The organism is Rhizobium sp. NFR12 (assembly GCF_900108545.1).
Classification (GTDB): domain Bacteria; phylum Pseudomonadota; class Alphaproteobacteria; order Rhizobiales; family Rhizobiaceae; genus Neorhizobium; species Neorhizobium soli.
On record NZ_FNWM01000005.1, the window covers coordinates 234983 to 256098 of the forward strand.

Here is a 21116-nt window from a genome sequence, read left to right on the forward strand (position 1 = left end):
CGAAAGGGGCGGGGGAGGGACACTTCCCCGCTCTGGCCTTTTGAGGTCTGCCCTCAGGGAACGGTAAGTTCCAGATTGAGACGGCCGGACGCGCCATCGAGATGATCGCGCATGGCGCTTCTGGCCCGAGATGCGTCGCGGGCCGCAATCGCATCGCGGATTGCCACATGTTCGGCGATCGTCACTTCCACGATCTCCTCCAGCACCGCCTTCGCCCGCGCGGCGTTGATGGTGAGCTGGATACGCTCGGCGATGAAGCCGATGAACTGGATGAAATAATCATTGCGGGTCGCGGCGGCGACAGCGCGGTGGAAGGCGAGATCGGCAACGATGCCTTCCTCTGTCCATTTGGCGGCACCGGTCATCTGAGCCAGAACCTCGTCGAGACGCTTCAGATCATCAGGCGTATGGCTGACGGCCGCAAGCGCCGCCGCCTCGACCTCAAGCGCCAGACGCAGCTGGAACAGGTCGCGGAAATTTTCCGGATCGGTCAGATCGGCCGGCTCGACGCGGATCATCTGGCGACGATCCTTTTCCGTTGCAAATGCACCGACGCCCTGGCGTGTCTCCACCAGTCCTTCGTTGCGCAACTGTACGATGGCTTCGCGAACGACCGACCGGCTGACGCCGAATGTCTGGGCAAGCAGATGTTCGGTGGGCAGCTTTTCTCCGGACGCGATCCGTCCCTCGACGATCTCGCGTCCGATTTCCGCGGCGATCCGGGCCGGTAGATGCGCGTTGCGCCTGATCTGGTTGAAGTCCGTCAAAGCCAAGGCCGCCTTCTTGTTCCGGATGGTTTCTACGACTCTGCCGATAAATTCAACTGGCATCCCGGGTTCATCACGAGGTCGGGATCGATCGCCCGCTTGATCGCAGTCAGCAACCTGCGTTTTACCTCGGGCAGTCTGGTATCGAAATCCATCTGCTTCAGGCGGCCGATGCCGTGTTCGGCGCTGATGCTGCCGGCATATTGGTCCACCACCTCATTGAGCACGGTCTTTGACCGATAGATCCGTTCAGCTTTGTCCGCTGCCGAAAGATCCGAAGGCGGCAAACAGTTGAGATGAACATTGCCATCGCCGACATGTCCGTAGGACACGCAGATGCAATCGGGCAGGGCGGCATGGATCGCATCTTCCGCATCACGGACGAAGGCCGGCAGTTGCGACAGTGGCACGGAGACATCGCTTCGCATATGTGCGCCCCGCTTTGCCTGTCCCTCGTTCATGCCCTCGCGGATCAGCCAGAGGTTTTTTGCCTGCGCCTGAGAGGATGCGAGTGTCCCGTCGAGGACGAGACCGTCCTCCATCACGCCTTCCAGAAAGCGCTCCATCAGGTCCTGGATGTCGACAAGGCCGCATCCGGATATCTCCATCAGGACATAGGCCGGATAATCGCCCGACATCGGCAACGGCAGGTCGGGGATCGCTTCTCTCGCGAGCGTCAAGGCGAGAGGCGGCATGAATTCGAAGGCCGACATCAGGTCGCAGCAATCCCGGCGGGCGCGACGGTAAAGCGTAATGACGTCCTCGAGTGAGGCAAGGCCGAGCAGCGCAGTCGCAACCTGATCGGGGTAGGGGGTAAGCTTTACCGAGACGGCGGTGATGATCCCGAGCGTGCCCTCGGCGCCGATGAACAGTTGCTTGAGGTCAATGCCGCGGTTGTCCTTGCGCAGGGTCGAGAGCCCGTTGAGGATCGAGCCGTCGGGCAGCACCACCTCAAGCCCGAGCACAAGCTCGCGGGTCATGCCGTAGCGCAGCACGTTGATGCCGCCGGCATTGGTGGAGACGTTGCCGCCAATCCGGCAGCTGCCCTGCGCGCCGAGCGCAAGCGGAAAGAACATCGCCTTGTCGGCGATCGCGTCCTTGAGTTCGGAGAGGATGCACCCGGCCTCGACCACGGCGGAAAAATCGTCTGCGTCGATATTGCGGATGGCGTTCATCCGCTCCAGGCTGATCACGACCTGATGGGCCGGATCATCAGGCGTACCGCCGAGCACGAGGCCGGTATTGCCGCCTTGCGGAACGATAGCAAGGTTCAGCGCACGACAGGCTTTCACACAGGCGGCGACGTCCTGCGTCGAGCGCGGTCGTAGCACTGCAACGGCGCTGCTGGAAACGTCGCCGTGCCAGTCGCGGCAGTAGCGCGCAATCTCGGTCTCGTCGCGGATCACGATATCGCTGCCCAACGAGGCAGTCAGCGACATGGCCGGGCTATCCTCAAGATCCAATGCCATGATGTCTCTCCCTTGGGCTCATCCGTCCGCTCTTTGGAAAGGCGCGGCTTCTTGATAACCTCTTTTTCACCCGGTAAGGCTGGACAAACCATATAAGGTTATCAGACAACCGTACAAGAAAAATCATGCCGGGTTCGCAACGCTCTGCGAACTCTTCGGAAAAGGGAGGTTCCATGCATATCTTGATTATCGGCGCGGCCGGAATGGTCGGGCGCAAACTGACGACGCGGCTGCTTCGGGAGGGAGCGGTCGGTGGCGCCGCGATCGAAAAATTGACGCTGGTCGACGTGGTCAGTCCGGAAAAACCCGAAACCACCGTGGCGATCGACAGTTTCGCGGTGGATCTGTCGACGCCGGGCGTCGCCGAAACCCTGGTCGAAGGTCGCCCGGATCTGATCTATCATCTCGCAGCCATCGTCTCGGCCGAAGCCGAACTCGATTTCGACAAGGGTTACCGGATCAATCTCGACGGCACGCGCTATCTGTTCGATGCGATCCGCCTGGCCCACCAGGCTGACGGCTACAAGCCGCGCGTGGTCTTCACATCGTCCATCGCCGTGGTCGGCGCGCCCTTGCCGCTGTCGATCCCGGACGATTTCCACCTGACGCCGCTCACCAGCTACGGCACCCAGAAGGCGATGTCTGAACTGCTTCTGGCAGACTATTCGCGTCGGGGATTTTTCGACGGCATCGGCATTCGCCTGCCGACCGTTTGCATTCGCCCGGGCAAGCCGAACAAGGCCGCATCCGGCTTCTTCTCGAACATCCTGCGCGAACCGCTGATCGGTGAGGAAGCCATTCTGCCGGTGCCTGAAAGCACCCGCCACTGGCACACGTCGCCGCGCTCGGCGGTCGGGTATCTTGTCCATGCGGCGGATCTCGATCTGGCGCAGCTCGGGTCGCAGAGAAGCCTTTCCATGCCCGGCGTCAGCGCCACGGTCGGCGAGCAGATCGAAGCATTGCGGCGCATTGCGGGCGACAAGGCGGTCAGCCTCATCCGGCGCGAGCCGAACGAGATGATCATGAAGATGGTCGCAGGCTGGGCTCCGGGTTTCGAGGCAAAACGCGCAATCGAACTGGGGTTTACGGCAGAGAACAACTTCGACGAGATCATCCAGGTCCATATCGAGGATGAACTTGGGGGGAGGCTGCCATGACTGTCGCAAACCCCTCGAAAAAGATCGCCTTCCTCGGAACAGGCCTGATGGGTGCGCCGATGGCGCGCCGGCTGCTTCAGGCGGGATATTCTCTCACCGTCTGGAACCGCAATCCGGATAAGGCCAAGGCGCTGGAAAGCGATGGCGCGACGGTCGCGCCGTCTCCGGCAGAGGCCGTCGACGGCGCAGATATCGTCATCACCATGCTGACGGATGGCAAGGCCGTCGGCGACGTGCTGTTCGAAAGCGGTTGTGCCGAGCGTCTGGCCAAGGGCGCCAAGGTGATCGACATGAGTTCGATTGCGCCTGCCATTGCCAAGGAACATGCCGCAAAGCTTGAGGCATTGGGCATCGCCCATGTGGACGCGCCGGTGTCCGGTGGTGTCGTCGGAGCGGAGGCTGGCACGCTGGCGATCATGGCGGGCGGTGATGCGGATGTGGTCGCAAGCCTCCAAGACATGTTTTCGGCAATGGGTCGGGTAACCCATGTGGGCCCGAGCGGCGCGGGACAGATCTGCAAGCTCGCCAACCAGCAGATCGTTGCGGTCACGATCGGTGCGGTCGCCGAGGCCATGATCCTTGTCGAGGCCGGTGGTGCTTCCCGCGAAGCCTTTCGCAACGCGATCCGCGGCGGCTTTGCCGATAGCCGTATTCTCGAAATCCATGGCCGCCGTATGGTGGAGCGGGCGTTCGAGCCGGGTGGTACGGCAAAGAACCAGTTGAAGGATCTCAACGCCGTCATGGACGTGGCCGACGCCCTTTCCCTCACGTTGCCTCTGACCAGTGGCGTCAGGACAGAGTTTACCGATTTCGTCGAGGGCGGCGGCGGGCCGCTCGATCACAGCGGATTGCTTCTTCATCTCGAAAAGCTGAACCCGTAGTTCTTTGGAAAGGCTTGACCCTGCTGGCTGAGGCGATACCTGATAGGCTGTCGATTGAAGCGAAGCGCTGAGGGGGGATGCTTTTGTCAAAAGATACCGGGGAGAAAACGCAGGCCTGGAAAGCGCTTGCGGAACGGGAGCTAAAGGCTTCACCTGACACGCTGGTCTGGCACACGGCGGAAGGGATCGACATCAAGCCGCTCTATACGGCAGACGATCTCGACGGCATCTCGCATCTCGATACGATGCCTGGGATCAAGCCTTTCGTGCGCGGTCCGCGGGCGACCATGTATGCCGGTCGACCCTGGACGATTCGCCAATATGCCGGTTTTTCGACGGCGCAGGCTTCCAATGCCTTTTACCGGCGTAATCTGGCTGCCGGCCAGAAGGGCTTGTCCGTCGCCTTCGACCTTGCCACCCACCGCGGCTACGACAGCGACCATCCGCGCGTCGAGGGCGATGTCGGCAAGGCCGGCGTCGCGATCGACTCGGTCGAGGACATGAAGATCCTGTTCGACGGCATTCCGCTGAAAGACATGTCCGTGTCGATGACCATGAACGGTGCGGTGATCCCTATCCTTGCCTCTTTCATCGTCGCCGGCGAGGAACAGGGTTGCGAGCGCTCGCAGCTTTCGGGCACGATCCAGAACGACATCCTCAAGGAGTTCATGGTCCGCAACACCTATATCTATCCGCCCGAACCCTCGATGCGGATCGTTGCGGACATCATCGAATACACCGCAAAAGAAATGCCGCGCTTCAACTCGATCTCCATTTCCGGCTATCACATGCAGGAGGCGGGTGCGACGCTGGTCCAGGAACTGGCCTTCACGCTGGCCGACGGTCGCGAATATGTGCGCGCCGCGATCGCCAAGGGCCTCGATGTCGACGAGTTCGCCGGACGCCTGTCCTTCTTCTTCGCGATCGGTATGAACTTCTTCATGGAGGCGGCGAAGCTGCGCGCCGCCCGCCTTCTGTGGTCGAGGATCATGGAGGAGTTCGCGCCGAAGAAGCCGGGCTCGCTGATGCTGCGCACCCATTGCCAGACGTCAGGTGTCTCTCTTGCAGAGCAGGACCCGTACAACAACGTCATCCGCACGGCATACGAGGCAATGTCGGCCGTGCTCGGCGGCACCCAGTCGCTGCACACCAACGCGCTCGACGAGGCGATGGCGCTGCCGACCGAATTTTCAGCCCGCATCGCGCGCAACACGCAGTTGATCCTCGCCCACGAGACAGGCGTCACCAAGGTCGTCGATCCGCTGGCCGGCTCCTATTATGTCGAAAGCCTGACCAGCGAGCTTGCGGAAAAGGCCTGGGCGCTGATCGAGGAGATCGAGGCGCTCGGCGGCATGACCAAGGCTGTGGCCGACGGTCTGCCGAAACGGCTGATCGAGGAGGCGGCGACGCTGCGCCAGGTCAAGGTCGACCGCGGCGAGGAAATCATCGTCGGCGTCAACAAATACAGGCTTGAGACAGAAGACGATATCGACATCCTCGCCATCGACAATACGGCCGTGCGCAACGGCCAGATCGAGCGGCTGGAAGACGTGCGCCGCAAGCGCGATCCGCAAAAGGTGGCAACGACGCTTGCAGCCCTTGGCGACGTCGCGACGTCGGGCCGCGGCAATCTTCTGGCGGCGGCCGTCGAGGCGGCGCGCGCGCGTGCCACGGTCGGCGAGATGTCGGATGCGATGCGCAAGGCATTCGGCGATCATGCGGCCATGCCGGATGTGGTCAGCGATATCTACGGCCCTGCCTACGAGGGCGACCCGGAATACGAAACGCTGACTAGGCGTCTTGCCGAATACACATCGGCTAAGGCCAAGCCGAGGATCATGGTCGCAAAGCTCGGCCAGGACGGCCACGATCGTGGCGCCAAGGTCATCGCCTCGGCCTTCGGCGATATCGGCTTTAAGGTTCTGGCCGGCCCGCTGTTCCAGACGCCGGATGAGGCCGCCGATCTGGCAATCCAGCAGAAGGTTCAGGTGGTCGGCATGTCGTCGCTGGCAGCCGGTCACAGGACGCTTGCCCCGCAACTGGTCGAGGCGCTCAGGCGCAAGGGTGCAAACGATATCATCGTCGTGGTGGGCGGCGTCATTCCGCGTCAGGACTACGACTACCTCCTCGAAAACGGCGTCGCTGCCGTGTTCGGGCCCGGCACAAACGTCCTTGATGCCGCCAACGCCGTGATCGATCTCCTTGAAGGAAAACGCCGGAATGTGTGAGGCACAATGATCGGGAAGCTCAATCACGTGGCGATCGCGGTACCGGATCTGGCCGCGGCAGCCGATCAGTATCGCGGCCTCGGTGCTTCGGTCTCCGCACCGCAGGATTTGGCCGAGCACGGCGTGACTGTCGTGTTCGTCGAACTGCCCAACACCAAGATCGAGCTTCTTCACCCTTTCGGAGAGACGTCAACGATCACGAGCTTCCTGGACAAGAACCCGTCCGGCGGCATTCACCATCTCTGCTTCGAGGTCGACGACATCAACGACGCCTCAGCAAGGATCATCGAGACGGGCGCACGGATTCTGGGTGACGGTCAGCCGAAGATAGGCGCACACGGCAAACCGGTGATCTTCGTTCACCCAAAGGACTTTCAAGGCGCGCTGATTGAGTTTGAGCAGGCCTGACGGGCGAGAGACACGGAGCATGAGGCTTTCCGGTCAAAGCAACCAATCTAGTCGCTCATACCGAAGCCGGTATCTCCTGAAGCCACGGGTGACGGTCTCTGTCCGAGACCACGTAGCGGGCTATGTCATCGGCATAGCTTGCCGTCAGGTCGAGATCATCCCAGCCGTTGAGGAGCTTGGTGCGCCAGACGGGCTCGATCTCGAAGCGGAAGACATGGTTGGCGAGCCGGATTTCGCAGGTGTCGAGATCGACAAAGGCACGGTCCTGTCCATTTTCCAGCAGGGAAAGAATGGTCTCCGCATCCTCTTCGGTCACCCGCGCCGGCAAGAGGCCGTTGTTGACGGAGTTGGACGCAAAAATGTCGCCGAAGCTCGGTGCGATGACACAGCGAAAACCGTAGTCGACAAGCGCGTAAACGGCGGCCTCCCGCGAGGAACCTGCGCCGAAATTCCGGCGTCCCACGAGGATTTCGACGCCTGCGCGGGCAGGGTCGTTCAACGGGAAATCCAGGATCGGATTGCCTTCCCCGTCGAAGCGCATGTCATACAGAAGGTACTGGCCGTAGCCCTCCGATCGCGAGCGCTTCATGAAGCGCGCCGGGATCAGCTGATCGGTATCGACGCTTGCAAAAGGCAGTGGCGCAGCTTTTGCGTCGAGGGTCTTGAACGGTCTCAACTGCGGCCTCCCATCAGATCACGAACATCGGTCAGGTGACCGGTCACCGCTGCCGCGGCGACCATGGCCGGCGACATCAGGTGCGTGCGTGACTTCGGCCCCTGTCGGCCTTTGAAATTTCGGTTGGTGGTGGAGGCGCAGCGTTCGCCCGGTGGAACGAGATCACCATTCATACCGACACACATCGAACAGCCGGAATCGACCCATTCCAATCCGGCATCCACGAAGATCCGGTCGAGGCCCTCTTGTTCGGCCTGGTGTTTGACAAGCGACGATCCTGGCGATACCAGGCCCGGAACGGCAGATTTTCGGCCGGAAAGCACGGCAGCGGCGGCTCTGAGGTCTTCGATACGGCTGTTGGTGCAAGAGCCGATGAAGACGCGGTCGACCGGAATTTCCGTCAGAGGCATGCCGGGTCTCAGTCCCATATAGTCGATCGCTTCGCGCGTATGGGCAGCGCGTGACTCGTCGGTCATCGCGTCCGGCATGGGTACCGCGGATGTGATCGGCAGCGCGTCTTCGGGGCTGATCCCCCAGGTGACAACAGGTGCAATCTCGCTGCCGTCAATCACCAGCTCGCGCTCGAAGGAAGCGTCGCCGTCGCCGCGCAGGGAAAGCCAGGCTTCGGCTGCACGTTCGAAGAGATCGCCCTTCGGTGCGAGCGGACGGTTGCGCAGGAAATTCACCGTCGTCATGTCTGGGGCGATAAGGCCGCAACGCGCGCCGCTTTCGATCGAGAGGTTGCAGAGTGTCAGCCGACCTTCCATCGACAGCCCCTCGACCGCCGAGCCGGTATATTCGATCGCATGGCCCTGGGCGCCATCGGCACCGATCGCGGCGATCATCGCCAGTGCCATGTCCTTGGCGGTGATTCCAGGCCCAAGCTTGCCGTCGAAGCGGACCCGCATCGATTTCGGCTTTTTCTGCCACAGCGTCTGGGTCATCAGGACATGCGCCACTTCCGAAGCGCCGATGCCGAACGCGATTGCGCCAAAAGCGCCATGCGTCGAGGTGTGGCTGTCGCCGCATACGATCGTGGCGCCGGGTAGAGTGATTGCCTGCTCCGGGCCGACCACGTGCACAATGCCCTGGCGCGGGTCGTTTAGCCCGAAGATGCGGACATCATTGGCAAGACAGTTCTCCTCCAGCTGGGTGATCATCCCCGCAATGGCGGCATCGATCCGGATAATGTCGCGTACCCGCGTGGGCGCATAATGGTCGACGATACCAAAGGTGAGGTCTGGCCGGGAGACCCGCGCATTCTTGTCCTTCAGCTTGTTGAAACCGTGGAACGACCCTTCGTGAACCAGGTGCCGATCGATGAAGAGCAGCTGCTGACCATCGGTCTGCGATGCGATCACGTGGTTCTGCCAGATCCTGTTGAACAGTGTCTGTGGACGGTGTTCCCTCGGCATTATCAACTCCTCAAGGCCGGCTAAGGCCCTCAAAATCTGTATTGAGATTAAGACAGATTCAATTTGCAAATCAAGCGATGATGACAGACGATCCGAAGTGTTCGAATTCTCCTGAAGGGTGATGCATGTTTTCTCCTCAATGCCTTGAAGGCCGCGTCGCCATCATCACCGGCGCGGGCGGCGATATCGGGCGGGCGATCGCCAAGAGGTTCGCCTCGGCTGGCGCAAGCGTCGCGATGCTCGATCTCGACGCCGTTCCAACCGATGGCTCTGACCCTGATCGCTGCCTTGCAATTCCATGCGATGTTGCCGATCCGGCTTCGGTCGAGGCCTGCATCGACGCGGTTGCCAGCCGGTTCGGCCGTATCGATATCCTCGTCAACAACGCGGCAACCGAGACGCCGCTTGGCACCGTCTGCGACATCCCGTTCGAAAGCTGGCGCAAGACGCTGGATGTCAATCTCACGGGCGCTTTCCTGATCTGCAAATACGGCGTGCCGCATCTCGGCAAACAGGGCGGCGTCATCCTCAATATCGCGTCCCAGCTCGGACATGTGACGACGCCCGGGCGTGCCGCCTATTCGGCGAGCAAAGCCGGGCTGCATTCGCTCACCCGCAGTCTCGCGCTCGACCACGCCGATCAGGGCATTCGTGCCGTCAGTCTTTCGCCGGGTGCGGTGCTGACAAGCCGCGTCACCCGACAGGCCGGCAGCGAGGCGGCGGTCATCGAAATGCTCGCTCCTCTTCATCCGATCGGTCGGATCGGAACACCGGAGGAGATTGCCGCGACGGCGCTTTTTCTCGTCTCCGACGAGGCAAGCTTCATCACCGGCACCGACGTGCTGGCCGACGGCGGCTATACGGCGCGGTAGTTCACGAGGCATGGGTCTGATCGGCAAGCCAGCCGCCATAGTCTGCGCAGGCCTCGTCCGGCGCCATGAAGCGGAAGCCGAAATCCGTTTCGAACCTCTTGGCCGAGACCGCATGGCGACGTCGGGAGAGGTCGTCGTTGAAGGCGATCGCGCTGTCGCTGCCATCGGCCTTTCCGTCAGCAAAGCGCCAGCCGGGATAGGCTTTTGCCAGATGCGCACAGAGGCGGCTCACATGCCAGGTTTCGCCAACACTGAGATTGTAGAGATCGGACGGCAAGCTTTCCCGCATTGCAAGCAGCGCAAGCGCTTTCGCGATGTCTCGGCTGCTCGTCCAGTCGCGGGCGCCTCCTGCAGGCAAGAGAACATCCTCACCCGCCACGGCCTTGGCGGCGATCTGGAATGGCGGGCTCATCGTTTCGCGCACGCCGGTTTCATGCTCGTGCGGCCCGAACACCGCGGTGATGCGCGCCCGCACAGTGGATATGCCAAAACTTTTCCCCGCTTCGACAACCAGTCTTTCGCTGGCAAGCTTGGTAAAGCCGTAAAGCGTCGTGGGCATCGGGTTCGTCTCTTCGGTCACGGCTGCGCCATCGAAGGGCGCCGCGCCGTAGACGGCGGAGGAGCTCGGGTAGACGAAGCGGCGGATGCCGGCTTTCCGACCCTCCTCAAGCAGGATCGCGACCGAGACCGTATTGACGTCGAAGGCGTCGCTTGCCGATGCGATGGCACTCTTTGGCCCAAGGGTGATCGCAGCGGCATGGATGATGCAGCTAATGTCGTGGAGCGAGAGAATGTCGGCGATCGCCACGCGATCCCGCACGTCCGCCAATTCGACCGCGACACCCGGCTTTGCGGCGAAGGCTTCGGGAAGGGCGCGATCGTTGAGGGCAACCACCGGTTCGCCTTGGGCGATCAAGACCTCGATTAGGTTCAGCCCGAGGAAGCCGCCGGCACCCGTTATCAGAATGCTCATCGAGTGTTACTCCTTCCAGATCTCATAGCTCTCGAGCCGAGAGATGGCCGTGATAGACGGCTTCAAGGGCCGTGCGCGGCGCAAGGTTGTCGCCGATCTGCCGGACGGGCACGTCAAGATGACGGAGATGCTGGAACAGGGACTGGTCCGCGAAATTGTGCTCGGCTGCCACGAGACCGGTGAACCCCATATGCAACTCGCTCTCGCCGGTCGAAAGATCCTCGACCGTCAGGATCTTGCCGTCGAAGGCTGTGACCTTCCGGAGCGTGGCGATCCTCACCTTCTTCTCGCGCAGTCGTTTCAGGTTTGCGAGTGTCGAGTAGATGGTCGTGCGCCAGGCAATCCCGCCGGCCGGAGAGAAGAACGTCACCTTTTTGCCGAGGTCAGCGAGATGTTCCGCAAGCGTCAGTGCCGCCCATTCGCCGGTGCGGTCGAACAGTGCCACGTCGGTGCCGAGCGCTGCCGGATCGTCAAGCGCCTCCACGATCGTGAAGGCCTTTCCGCCACCGGCAAACTCTGCGCGAACCGGCATCGACCCTGTCGCCATAAACACTGCATCGGCGGCAAAGCTTGCAATCGATCCAGCATCAGCATGCTTGCCTGTTATCACCGTCACACCGAACCGATCCAGATCGGCAATCTGCTCTTCCATCAGCGTTCGGAATTCGGCGCGCTTCGGCATCTTCACCGCGTCGCGAAACTGACCGCCGAGATCGTCCTGCTTTTCCCACAGCGTCACGATATGGCCGCGCTCCGCTGCCGTACGCGCCGCCTCCAGTCCTGCCGGTCCGCCGCCGACCACGAGCAATCGTTTGGGTTGTTGCGTGCCGGTCTTGGCAAGCTCCGCCCATTCGCCTTCCAGCCCGGCGCGCGGATTGACCAGACAGCGGATCGGCAGGTTCTTTTCCAGCATGCCGGCGCAGCCCTGGTTGCAGGCAATGCAGGTGCGGATTTCGTTCATCCGGCCTTCGACCGTCTTGTTGACGATGGCCGGCTCGGCAAGATGGGCGCGTGCCATGCCCACCGCATCCGCGCCACCGGCCGCAATGATCGCATCTGCCTCCGCCAGCGTGTTGAACCGACAGACGGCGAAGACGGGAATGTCGTGGCCCTTGCTACGCACAGCGATGCGGATCCGCGTCGGCAACGACCGGAATGGCTCCGGATCGATCGCCATGTCTGCCATCTGCGAGGCGAGCGAATAGGAGGCGTGATAGGCGGAATGCGAGACATTGAAGAAGTCGATCTTTTCGGCCGCCGCAAGTGACACCGCGGTCCTCTCGGCCTGATCGATGGTGATCCCGCCCTCGACATACTCATCGCCGCTGAGGCGAATGCCCAGACAGAAATCGCGACCCACTTCCGCTCGGACAGCCTGAAGGACCTCCAGCGGAAAGCGCATCCGGTTTTCCGCCGAGCCGCCGTACGCGTCGTCGCGTGTGTTGGAAAGCGGTGACAGGAACTGCTGCAGAAGATGGCCATGCGCCATCTGCAGCTCTATCCCCTCAAAGCCCGCCGCCACGAGATGGCGCGCGGTCAGCACATGCCCGTCGATGACCGCATCCATGTCGGCACGATCCATCGGGCGCGGCGGCAGGGCCGATGTCGCCCACGGAATCGGCGACGGTCCAAAGGAGACGGTCCGCTCGAAATCGCCCTCAACCTGCCGGCCGAGATGGATGATCTGGCCAAGGATACGCGCGCCTTCCGCTTTGACAGCGTCGGTGATCCTGCGGAACGGTTCGATACTGGCAGGGTCGAAGCCACAGACGGCCTGCGGCCTGCCAAGCGAGTTCGCGTGAACGCGGATGGATTCAAAGATGATCGCACCGACACCGCCCCTCGCACGTTCGCGATGGTAGGCAAGGTGGCGCTCGCTCGGCAGGTGGTTTTCGCCGAAATTGGTCGTATGCGCCGGAACGAGAATGCGGTTGCGAAACGTGAGATTGCCGACGGCAAGTGGGGCCATCGCCTGTGGGAACGCGCTTTCGGCAGATCTATCTTGCATCGCACAATCTCGCATGTTGCACTGCATATAGGCAAATACGTCTGCTGAGTGTTATATGGGCATTGACGAGATCTGTCAGCCGTTTTATACAAAACCTGTATTAAAAATAAGATAGATTGGGAGCTCACGTTGAGGCCGGCGACCGAACCCTTGAAGACTCAGAAGGTCTATCTTCTGCTGCGGGACAAGATCGTTTCCGGCGAGCTGAAGGCCGGCATGCGCCTGCCGAGCGAGCTTGCACTGGCTGAACAATACGGGGTTTCGCGGGTCACGGTCCGGCTCGCGCTCGATCTACTGTCCGCGGAAGATCTGGTCGACAAGCGGGTCGGGTCCGGCACCTATGTGCGGGGTTCAAACTTTGCCCAGATGGCAACGGCTGACCTCTCGAATGCCTTTGCTCACCTGATTGAAATGGGGCGCACCACGGCCGTCAAACTCGTCTCGTTCGATTATATCGAGGCGCCCGAGAAGGTTGCCCAAGCGCTGCGTCTCGAAGACGACGAGCGGGTTCAGAAGTCGGTGCGCGTGCGCTCCTTCGACGACCTTCCCTTTTCCTATCTGACGGCCTACGTGCCCGAATGTGTCGGACGCGAATATTCGCGAGACGACCTGGCTCATATGGCGCTGCTGGAACTGATGGAGAGAGCCGGTCTGCGTGCCGAAACGGCATGGCAGGAAGTGGGTGCGGTTCTTGCCAATCCGGAAGTGGCCGAGGCCCTTGGTATCGGTGTGGGCTCGCCCCTCATCGCGCTGACCCGCGTCGTCTACGGCAAGGGAGGGCGCGGCATGGAGTATCTCCAGGCTCTCTACCGTCCCGACAGATACAGCCTGCAAATGAACCTCGTACGCAAGGGCACTGAAGGGAGCCGGCACTGGAGCCCTACGTCCGAGGTCTACCGTAACGAGCGGGCATCCGGCCCCCGCAATCCTAAGAGGGTGGTGAAGGAATGAAGAAGCTCACGAACTCGGTCTCCCGGCGCACGGTGCTGAAAGTTGGCGGTGTCTCGGCGATGGTCCTTGCGGCACCCGGTCTCAGCCGGGCACAGGCGCCGACGGTCAAGATCGGCCTGCTGCAGCCGATGACCGGTGGCTTTGCCGGCGACGGCGATCTGGCACGGATCGGCGCGGAATATGCGATCAAGGAAATCAACGATGCCGGCGGAATCAAGTCGCTCGGCGGCGCCAAGCTCGAACTTCTGATCGGCGACAGCCGTTCGAATGCCGAAGCCGGCGCCCAGGCGACCGAACAGCTGAAGGCGGATGGCGCTGCGATCGTCGTCGGTGGTTTTGCTAGCGGCATTTCCATGACCGCGACCCAGGCCGCGGCCCGCTACGAGCTTCCCTTCATCATCGACTGCGCCGTCTCCGACGCGCTGATGACGCGCAACCTGAAAAACGTCTTCCGTTTCAACCCGAGCTTCTCGATGGCGGCCGACGTCGCGTTGAAGAACCTCGTGACCATCAACGACGCTTCCGGCAAGGCCGCAAAGACCGTGGCGATCGTCCATGAAGACGGTCTTCTCGGCTCGGGCCTCGCCAAGCTGATGCAGGCTCGCCTGCCTGCCCTCGGCTTCGAAGTGGTCGAGGCGATCTCGCACCCGACACCGGCGCGCGACATGTCGAATGTGGTCCTCCGCCTGCGTTCGCTGCAGCCCGACCTCATCATTCCATCGCATTACTTCAACGAATTCGTGCTGTTCGCCCGCACACTGCAACAGCAGCGGGTCAAGCCGAAGGGCGGTATCTATGCTCTCTTCGGTGGTGCGGCCTCCAGCTACCGGTTCGTCAAGGAATTCCCGGAAGCGGCTGAAGGCGTGATGGACGTCAACCACTGGGGCGATCCCAAGAACCCGACCAACGACAAGCTGATGCAGGCCGTTCAGGCCGCCGGCAAGTTCTACGCCTACAACGCGCCGATCAATTACTCGGTCGTCAAGGTCGCAGCGCAGGCGCTGGAATTTGCCAAGAGTGCCGAAAGCGGCGCGATCATCGAAGCCTTGCAGAAGAACGAGTTCGACAGCGGCGTGATGCCCTACGGCAAGTCGAAGTTCGATGCGACCGGCCAGAACGTCAACGCGCTTCCGCTCAATACCCAGGTTCAGGGTGGCCAGATCAAGGTCATCTATCCGGACCAGTTCGCCCAGGCCAAGCCCAAGTTCCCGGCCAACGGCTAATCCATACCCAGCGAGTGCGGCAGTCCCGGGGCGGCGTTTTTGTCCCGGGCCATTCCGGCAAGCCCTTCTTCGAAGGAAAATCATGTATTCGCCGACAATCATTTTCGAAGCGTTGATGAACGGCCTGATGCTCGGTGCCGTCTATGCGCTGATCGCCCTCGGGCTCACCCTCATCTATGGCGTGCTGCACATCGTCAATTTCGCCCACGGCGCCTTGCTGACGGTCGCGATGTATCTCGTCTGGCTGGCCTCTGACAGGTTCGGCCTTGATCCCTACGTGGCCATCCTCGTCGTCACGCCTATGATGTTCGCGATCGGCTATTGTCTGCAGCGCTTCATTATCGGTCCGGCCAGCCGCGGCTCCGACAACGGCATATTGCTTGCCACCCTTGGTCTTTCGATCGTCATCCAGAACCTGCTTCTCGCCGGGTTCAATTCCGACACCCGCACGATTGCGACAGATTACGCGTTCGAGATCGTGCCGCTCGGTCCGCTCCTTCTCTCGCTGCCGAGAGTGATCGGGCTCGGAGTCTCGGTCGTGACCGCCGTACTTCTGTGGGCGATCCTCAACCGCACCGATATCGGCAAGGCGATCCGCGCCGTTGCCAAGGAAAAACTCGGGGCCAGCCTTGTCGGGATCAATGTCGCGCATGTCTACGCCATGACGTTTGCGATCGGCACCGCCTGCCTGGCGATTGCTGGCGGCCTGCTGATGCCCTCGTTCTATGTCAGCCCCACCACAGGGGCGGCCTTTGTTCTCGTCGCTTTCACCATTGTCGTTCTCGGCGGCATGGGATCGATCCCCGGCGCCCTGATCGGCGGCCTTCTGATCGGCGTCGTCGAAGCCATTTCCAGCCTCTTCCTCGGCGATAGCCTCGGCCAGATCGGTATCTTCCTTATTTTCATTCTCGTGCTTCTGGTGAAGCCCACCGGCCTGTTTGGAGCACGCGCATGAAGAAGAACTTCGAATTTATCGCGGCCCTTGCCTTTCTCGGCGTGGTCGGCATCGCCGCCATTGCCGGGCTGCCGGGCAATATTCTCAACCTCCTGATCTTCATGATGATCATCGCGCTGACGGCGCAGGGCTGGAATGTTCTCGGCGGCTATGGCGGGCTCTCCTCCTTCGGACACGCGGCCTTTTTCGGTACTGGCGCCTATACGACGACGATCCTGCAGACCAGCTTCGGCATCAATGCCTGGGTCGGCCTTGTCTGCGGCGTCATCCTCGGTGCGGCCGTCGGCGCCCTGATCGGCTTTCTGAGCTTCCGGGCAGGCCTAAAAGGATCCTATTTCGCGCTGATCACGCTGGCATTTGCGGAAGTGCTGCGCATCCTCGCCAACAGCTGGGATTTCACCGGTGGCGCTGCCGGCATGCTTGTGTCGATCAACAACGGCTTTGCCTATCTGCAATTCTCCGACCGCCGCTGGTTCCTGCTGATCCTCATCGGCTTCGTGGCAGGCGGCTTGCTTCTGACCCGTTGGCTGGAACGATCCGCCTTTGGCGCCTATCTCATCGCGCTTCGTGAAAACGATCAGGCGGCGCAGGCGCTCGGCGTCGATATCTTCAGGATCAAGATGCAGGCGATCACTCTGTCTGCCGCAATCACCGCGCTTGCCGGCTGCCTCTACGTCCAGAACTTCCTCTTCATCGATGCCAATGTCGCCTACGGCTCGTGGATCTCGATCGAGGCGCTGTTTGCGGCGATCGTTGGTGGTGCAGGCACGATGCTCGGGCCGCTGATCGGCTCGGTCCTTCTTTTGGGTCTCGGCGAAATCACCAAGTCGTTTTCGGGCGGCATCGCCGGCGTCGATCTTGTCGTCTTCGGCATCATTCTCATTCTCTGCGTCGCTTTCGCACCGAACGGGATCAGGGGCTTCGTGTCGGATCTCTGGTATCGGCGCAAGAGCCGCGGCAAGGCGATGTGAGGGGCATGACCATGTTGAAAGCGCACAATCTCACCAAGCGATTTTCCGGGCTTCTCGCCGTCGACGATGCAACGATCGACGTGGCGGAGGGTTCGATCACCGGGCTGATCGGTCCGAACGGGGCAGGCAAGACGACCCTGTTTGCAATGATCGCCGGCTTCCTCAACCCCAATGCGGGAACCGTCACATTTCAGAATGAGGACATCACCGGCGAGAAACCGCATCTGAGAGCGCGCCGCGGATTGGCGCGTACGTTCCAGATCGTCCAGCCTTTTGCGGGTCTCGACGTTCGCGACAACATCGCCGTCGGTGCCTTCCTGCACACCAAGGATCCGGCCGAGGCGCGGCGTCTTGCAACCCTGACGGCCGAGAAAGTCGGTCTCGGCCACGAACTCGACAAGCTTGCCTCCGGCCTCACGATCGCCGGCCGCAAGCGGCTCGAACTTGCAAGGGCACTGGCGACGCAGCCGAAGCTTTTGCTGCTCGACGAGGTGCTGGCGGGTCTCAATCCATCCGAAATCCGTGACGTTTTGCCAATCATCCGGCAGATCCGCGAGGAGGGCGTGACGATCCTGATGATCGAACACATCATGCAGGCGGTGATGAACCTCTGCGACACCGTCTACGTGCTCTCGCAGGGCAAGATGATTGCAAGCGGCGAGCCGCGTTTGGTGTGTACGGATACGGCTGTCATCGAGGCCTATCTCGGCCACGGCGCTGCAGCGCGTATCAAGGCGGAAGGGGCAGCCCATGCTTGAGATCGCAGACCTGCGCGCCGGCTATGGCGGAACCGAAGTCCTTCGAGGCCTCAGCCTTTCCGTCGGGAAGGGCGAGGTAGTCGCCGTGCTCGGATCGAACGGCGTCGGCAAGACCACGCTCAACAAGGTTCTGTCAGGAGTACAGCCCGCCCGCAGCGGCTCGGTGCGTTTCGACGGCCGTGAGATACTGGGCACCAGCGCTCGCGATATCGTCGCATCCGGCCTCATCCACGTGCCGGAAGGTCGCAAGATCTTCCCCAACCTCACCATTCTGGAAAATCTCGAACTCGGTGGCTATTGCCGGCCGAAGCGGGTCCGGGCCGGCAATATCGAAAAGGTGTTCTCGATCTTTCCGCGGCTGAAGGAACGGACCCGGCAGTACGCGGGCACGCTTTCAGGCGGCGAGCAGCAGATGCTGGCGATCGGCCGCGGCCTGATGAGCGAGCCGAAGCTGCTGATCCTCGACGAGCCTTCGCTCGGCCTGTCGCCGCTTCTGGTCGAGGAGATGTTCTCGCTCATCCGCCGCCTGAGCGACGATGGCCTGCCGATCATGCTGGTGGAGCAGAACGTCATGCAGTCGCTGGACCTCGCGAGCCGGGCCTACATCCTGGAGAACGGTTCGGTCGCACTATCAGGCGATGCCGCCGAACTTCGCGGCAATCCTGAATTGAAACGGGCTTATCTCGGCCTTTGAGCGACAAGAACACGGCCCAGAGAGGCCGGCAAGAACAAGGAAACATACCATGAGTCTCAGCCAGGATTTGAAGAGCGGCATTCCGATTGTTGCGCCTGGGGTGTTTGACGCGCTGACGGCGTCGATTGCAGCAGGCGCCGGCTTTCGCGCAGTGTATCTGAGCGGCGCGGCCATCGCCTATACCCATCTCGGACGTCCGGATATCGGGCTTGTCTCGATGGCGGAAGTGGCCGACCGGATCGCGATGATCTGCGACCGGATGACAGTGCCTGTCATCGTCGATGCCGACACGGGCTACGGCAATGCGCTCAACGTCCAGCGCACCGTGCGGCTGTTTGAAAAGATGGGCGCCCAGGGCATCCAGCTCGAGGACCAGACCACGCCGAAGCGCTGCGGGCACCTGAACGACAAGTCGGTCGTCTCCACCGGAGAGATGGTTGGAAAGATCAAGGCGGCCGTCGACGCCCGCGCCAACGAACAGACGCTGATCATCGCGCGCACCGATGCGCTGCAGATGGAAGGCATCGATCGGGCGCTGGAACGCGCGCATCTTTATGCGCAAGCCGGTGCCGACATCCTGTTCGTCGAGGCACCAAAGAGCGGCGAGCAGCTGGGCGACATCGCCGGGGCGCTGAAGGGCGTCAGGCCACTGGTCGCCAACATGGTCGAGGGCGGCACGACGCCGATCCACAACGCGGCTGAATTGTCCGACCTCGGCTTCCAGATCGTCATCTTCCCGGGCGGTATCGTCCGGGCAATGGCGAAGACCGCGGTCGATTATTACGCCTCGCTGGCCGCTGCCGGATCCAACGCGCCGTTCGCCGACCGGATGTTCGATTTCAACGGGCTCAATGCGCTGATCGGCACGCCCGACATGCTCGCGCTCGGCAGAACCTACGAAGATGCCGATGGAAAAGACAGACATGAAGAGGATGCGGCATGAGCTCGCAAGCTACCGTCACGACCGATGCCGTGACGCTTGATCCCGTAACTTTGGCGGTGCTGAAGGGACGGCTGGAACAGATCGCGGACGAGATGGATGCGACGCTCTATCGTTCTGCGTTTAACCCGACAATCGCCGAAGCCAAGGATGCCTGCCACGGCATCTATCACGCCACGACCGGCGACACGCTGGTGCAGGGCACATCCGGCCTGCCGATCTTCGTCGGGGCCATGGCGTTTGCCGTGCGCGCCGTCATCTCCAAGGTCGAGCGGGAAGGGGGCTTGCAGGAGAACGATACGTTCATCTTCAACGATCCTTATGAAGGCGGGACGCATCTCAACGATTTCCGTCTGGTGCGGCCGATCTTCCGCGATGGAAAGCTGTTCTGCTGGATGGCGTCGGTCGGTCACTGGCTCGACATCGGCGGCAATGTCGCCGGCAGCTACAATCCGAAGGCGGTCGAAAGCTTTCAGGAAGGCGTGCGGATCCCGGTGGTCAAGCTGATCTCCGCAGGCACGATGAACAACGACATCATCGAGATCCTCTCCGCCAATTCCCGCGTTCCGATGTCGAACTGGGGCGATCTCAACGGTCAGCTCAATGCGCTCGATCTTGGCGAGAAACGGCTTGGCGCTCTTCTCGGCGAATATGGTCCAGCGACAGTCGATGCGGCTTTCGAGGCATTCTCGAACCGCGCCGAAGCGCTGATGCGTTCGGCGATTGCGTCGATCCCGGATGGTACCTATTCGTTCGAGGACGTGCTCGACAATGACGGCATCATCGACGAGATGCTGACGGTGGCGCTCGACCTGACAATTGCCGGCGACACGATGGCGCTTGATTTTTCGCGCTCCACCCAGTCGGCCCAGGGTCCGATCAATATCTCGCGCTCGACGACGATTGCCGCCTGCTACGTGGCGCTGAAGCATATCTTCACCGAAGTGCCGGCGAATGCGGGTTGCCTCCGCCCTATCTCGTTCACCATCGTCGACAATTCGCTGCTCGGCGCAAATGCTCCAAAGCCGGTTGCCGGCTATACGGAAACCATCCTGCGGCTGATCGGCGTCGTTCTCGGCGCCATTGCCCAGGCTGATCCGGCGCGTGCGACTGCGGCGCCGTTCGGCACGATCAACGCATTGTCGCTCGCCGGTCACAGGGCAGACCACAAGCGATGGGTGATGTTCTCGTTCTTCGGTGGCGGCCTCGGCGGCAATCCGATGTCTGACGGCTTGAACCATGCCAACAACCCGATTTCGACAGCGACCATTCCGCCGGTCGAGATCCTCGAAGCCGCCTATCCCGTCATGTTCACGCAATGGGCGCTGCGGCCGGATTCGGCCGGTGCCGGCACCCATCGTGGCGGCGTCGGCTCCGTCTATGAACTGGAGCTGCTCACCGGCGGCGACGTGGCGCTGCTCGGTGAACGCGGCAGACGCGCGCCGTTCGGCGTCGTCGGCGGAGCGTCTGCGGCACTGAACAAGTTCTCCTGGCAAACGGAAGATGGCGGCGAAGCGGTTCCGCCGATGGCGTCGAAGATCACCGATCTGAGGCTGAAGCCCGGCAAGCGGATCCGGTTGGAAACGCCGGGAGGTGGCGGCTGGGGCGATCCGCATGGGCGCGACCCGGACAAGGTTCTGCATGACGTGCGCCTCGGCTTCGTCAGCACCAGTCAGGCGGAAGCCCTCTACGGCGTGGTGATCGGCGCAGATGGCGAGATCGACCACGAAGCAACCGACAAGCTGCGCAAGGGAGTGGCCGCGTGAGCGA

The 21116-nt window shown here is 61.8% G+C and carries 19 protein-coding genes; 13 read left to right on the forward strand and 6 right to left on the reverse strand.

Annotated elements, in window-relative coordinates:
• Positions 1-53: 53 nt before the first annotated feature.
• Both BLW69_RS19765 and BLW69_RS19770 read right to left on the reverse strand, forming a co-directional pair.
• A complete protein-coding gene (locus BLW69_RS19765) occupies positions 54-773 on the reverse strand; it encodes a FadR/GntR family transcriptional regulator (protein ID WP_092664642.1) in 720 nt (239 codons plus the stop codon).
• Positions 774-799: 26 nt separating this feature from the next.
• Complete coding sequence (locus BLW69_RS19770) at positions 800-2236, reverse strand: FAD-binding oxidoreductase (protein ID WP_092664404.1); 1437 nt, start codon at positions 2234-2236, stop codon at positions 800-802.
• 173 nt (positions 2237-2409) lie between these two features.
• Here BLW69_RS19770 and denD point away from each other — a divergent pair, with 173 nt between their 5' ends.
• The 4 genes from denD to mce all read left to right on the forward strand — a co-directional run bounded on the left by denD (position 2410) and on the right by mce (position 6910).
• Positions 2410-3393 (forward strand): D-erythronate dehydrogenase, encoded by a 984-nt coding sequence (gene denD, locus BLW69_RS19775; RefSeq protein WP_092664406.1) that lies wholly within the window; start codon positions 2410-2412, stop codon positions 3391-3393.
• On the forward strand, positions 3390-4274 hold the full coding sequence (locus tag BLW69_RS19780) for an NAD(P)-dependent oxidoreductase (RefSeq protein WP_092664408.1): 885 nt from the start codon (positions 3390-3392) through the stop codon (positions 4272-4274). Before denD ends, BLW69_RS19780 begins: the two co-directional genes overlap by 4 nt.
• An 83-nt stretch (positions 4275-4357) precedes the next feature.
• Positions 4358-6502: a methylmalonyl-CoA mutase gene (scpA, locus tag BLW69_RS19785; RefSeq protein ID WP_244508900.1), complete on the forward strand. Its 2145-nt coding sequence runs from the start codon at positions 4358-4360 to the stop codon at positions 6500-6502.
• A 6-nt stretch (positions 6503-6508) separates the two neighbouring features.
• A complete protein-coding gene (gene mce / locus BLW69_RS19790) occupies positions 6509-6910 on the forward strand; it encodes a methylmalonyl-CoA epimerase (RefSeq protein WP_092664412.1) in 402 nt (133 codons plus the stop codon).
• A gap of 55 nt (positions 6911-6965) precedes the next feature.
• On the opposite strand, the gene leuD is transcribed toward mce, so the two are convergent.
• Entirely contained in the window at positions 6966-7586 is a 621-nt protein-coding gene (gene leuD, locus BLW69_RS19795; RefSeq protein ID WP_062576678.1) for a 3-isopropylmalate dehydratase small subunit, read from the reverse strand.
• Positions 7583-9001: a 3-isopropylmalate dehydratase large subunit gene (leuC, locus tag BLW69_RS19800; protein WP_092664414.1), complete on the reverse strand. Its 1419-nt coding sequence runs from the start codon at positions 8999-9001 to the stop codon at positions 7583-7585. The genes leuD and leuC overlap by 4 nt, the downstream gene beginning before the upstream one ends.
• A 125-nt stretch (positions 9002-9126) precedes the next feature.
• Here leuC and BLW69_RS19805 point away from each other — a divergent pair, with 125 nt between their 5' ends.
• Positions 9127-9873 carry an SDR family NAD(P)-dependent oxidoreductase gene (locus BLW69_RS19805; protein ID WP_092664416.1) on the forward strand — a complete coding sequence of 249 codons (747 nt, stop codon included), beginning with the start codon at positions 9127-9129 and terminating at the stop codon, positions 9871-9873.
• A 1-nt stretch (position 9874) separates the two neighbouring features.
• Here BLW69_RS19805 and BLW69_RS19810 read toward each other — a convergent pair whose 3' ends face one another.
• Complete coding sequence (locus BLW69_RS19810; RefSeq protein WP_092664417.1) at positions 9875-10846, reverse strand: NAD-dependent epimerase/dehydratase family protein; 972 nt, start codon at positions 10844-10846, stop codon at positions 9875-9877.
• Between the two features lie 22 nt (positions 10847-10868).
• Positions 10869-12854, reverse strand: a complete 1986-nt coding sequence (locus tag BLW69_RS19815; RefSeq protein WP_092664419.1) for an oxidoreductase — start codon at positions 12852-12854, stop codon at positions 10869-10871.
• A 150-nt stretch (positions 12855-13004) separates the two neighbouring features.
• On the opposite strand from BLW69_RS19815, the gene BLW69_RS19820 reads away from it, so the two are divergent.
• The 8 genes from BLW69_RS19820 (at position 13005) to BLW69_RS19855 (ending at position 21112) form a co-directional block, all read left to right on the forward strand.
• Complete coding sequence (locus BLW69_RS19820; protein ID WP_244508901.1) at positions 13005-13805, forward strand: GntR family transcriptional regulator; 801 nt, start codon at positions 13005-13007, stop codon at positions 13803-13805.
• On the forward strand, positions 13802-15028 hold the full coding sequence (locus tag BLW69_RS19825; protein ID WP_092664423.1) for an ABC transporter substrate-binding protein: 1227 nt from the start codon (positions 13802-13804) through the stop codon (positions 15026-15028). Before BLW69_RS19820 ends, BLW69_RS19825 begins: the two co-directional genes overlap by 4 nt.
• An 82-nt stretch (positions 15029-15110) precedes the next feature.
• Positions 15111-15983 (forward strand): branched-chain amino acid ABC transporter permease, encoded by an 873-nt coding sequence (locus tag BLW69_RS19830; RefSeq protein ID WP_092664425.1) that lies wholly within the window; start codon positions 15111-15113, stop codon positions 15981-15983.
• Entirely contained in the window at positions 15980-16954 is a 975-nt protein-coding gene (locus BLW69_RS19835; protein WP_092664427.1) for a branched-chain amino acid ABC transporter permease, read from the forward strand. The genes BLW69_RS19830 and BLW69_RS19835 overlap by 4 nt, the downstream gene beginning before the upstream one ends.
• Before the next feature lie 11 nt (positions 16955-16965).
• On the forward strand, positions 16966-17712 hold the full coding sequence (locus BLW69_RS19840) for an ABC transporter ATP-binding protein (RefSeq protein ID WP_062576853.1): 747 nt from the start codon (positions 16966-16968) through the stop codon (positions 17710-17712).
• Entirely contained in the window at positions 17705-18406 is a 702-nt protein-coding gene (locus tag BLW69_RS19845) for an ABC transporter ATP-binding protein (RefSeq protein ID WP_092664429.1), read from the forward strand. Before BLW69_RS19840 ends, BLW69_RS19845 begins: the two co-directional genes overlap by 8 nt.
• A gap of 49 nt (positions 18407-18455) precedes the next feature.
• Positions 18456-19349, forward strand: coding sequence for an isocitrate lyase/PEP mutase family protein (locus tag BLW69_RS19850; protein WP_092664431.1), 894 nt, complete (start codon positions 18456-18458; stop codon positions 19347-19349).
• Positions 19346-21112 carry a hydantoinase B/oxoprolinase family protein gene (locus BLW69_RS19855; RefSeq protein ID WP_092664433.1) on the forward strand — a complete coding sequence of 589 codons (1767 nt, stop codon included), beginning with the start codon at positions 19346-19348 and terminating at the stop codon, positions 21110-21112. Before BLW69_RS19850 ends, BLW69_RS19855 begins: the two co-directional genes overlap by 4 nt.
• Positions 21113-21116 lie beyond the last annotated feature (4 nt).

Excerpts from the sequence above, each read along its gene's own strand:
- BLW69_RS19810 (WP_092664417.1), bottom strand. The coding sequence starts at position 10,846 with ATGAGCATTCTGATAACGGGTGCCGGCGGCTTCCTCGGGCTGAACCTA.
- BLW69_RS19855 (WP_092664433.1), top strand. The coding sequence starts at position 19,346 with ATGAGCTCGCAAGCTACCGTCACGACCGATGCCGTGACGCTTGATCCC.
- BLW69_RS19845 (WP_092664429.1), top strand. The coding sequence starts at position 17,705 with ATGCTTGAGATCGCAGACCTGCGCGCCGGCTATGGCGGAACCGAAGTC.
- BLW69_RS19815 (WP_092664419.1), bottom strand. The coding sequence starts at position 12,854 with ATGCAAGATAGATCTGCCGAAAGCGCGTTCCCACAGGCGATGGCCCCA.
- mce (WP_092664412.1), top strand. The coding sequence starts at position 6,509 with ATGATCGGGAAGCTCAATCACGTGGCGATCGCGGTACCGGATCTGGCC.
- BLW69_RS19835 (WP_092664427.1), top strand. The coding sequence starts at position 15,980 with ATGAAGAAGAACTTCGAATTTATCGCGGCCCTTGCCTTTCTCGGCGTG.
- BLW69_RS19825 (WP_092664423.1), top strand. The coding sequence starts at position 13,802 with ATGAAGAAGCTCACGAACTCGGTCTCCCGGCGCACGGTGCTGAAAGTT.
- BLW69_RS19770 (WP_092664404.1), bottom strand. The coding sequence starts at position 2,236 with ATGGCATTGGATCTTGAGGATAGCCCGGCCATGTCGCTGACTGCCTCG.
- leuC (WP_092664414.1), bottom strand. The coding sequence starts at position 9,001 with ATGCCGAGGGAACACCGTCCACAGACACTGTTCAACAGGATCTGGCAG.
- BLW69_RS19830 (WP_092664425.1), top strand. The coding sequence starts at position 15,111 with ATGTATTCGCCGACAATCATTTTCGAAGCGTTGATGAACGGCCTGATG.
- BLW69_RS19805 (WP_092664416.1), top strand. The coding sequence starts at position 9,127 with ATGTTTTCTCCTCAATGCCTTGAAGGCCGCGTCGCCATCATCACCGGC.
- BLW69_RS19780 (WP_092664408.1), top strand. The coding sequence starts at position 3,390 with ATGACTGTCGCAAACCCCTCGAAAAAGATCGCCTTCCTCGGAACAGGC.
- denD (WP_092664406.1), top strand. The coding sequence starts at position 2,410 with ATGCATATCTTGATTATCGGCGCGGCCGGAATGGTCGGGCGCAAACTG.
- BLW69_RS19840 (WP_062576853.1), top strand. The coding sequence starts at position 16,966 with ATGTTGAAAGCGCACAATCTCACCAAGCGATTTTCCGGGCTTCTCGCC.
- BLW69_RS19850 (WP_092664431.1), top strand. The coding sequence starts at position 18,456 with ATGAGTCTCAGCCAGGATTTGAAGAGCGGCATTCCGATTGTTGCGCCT.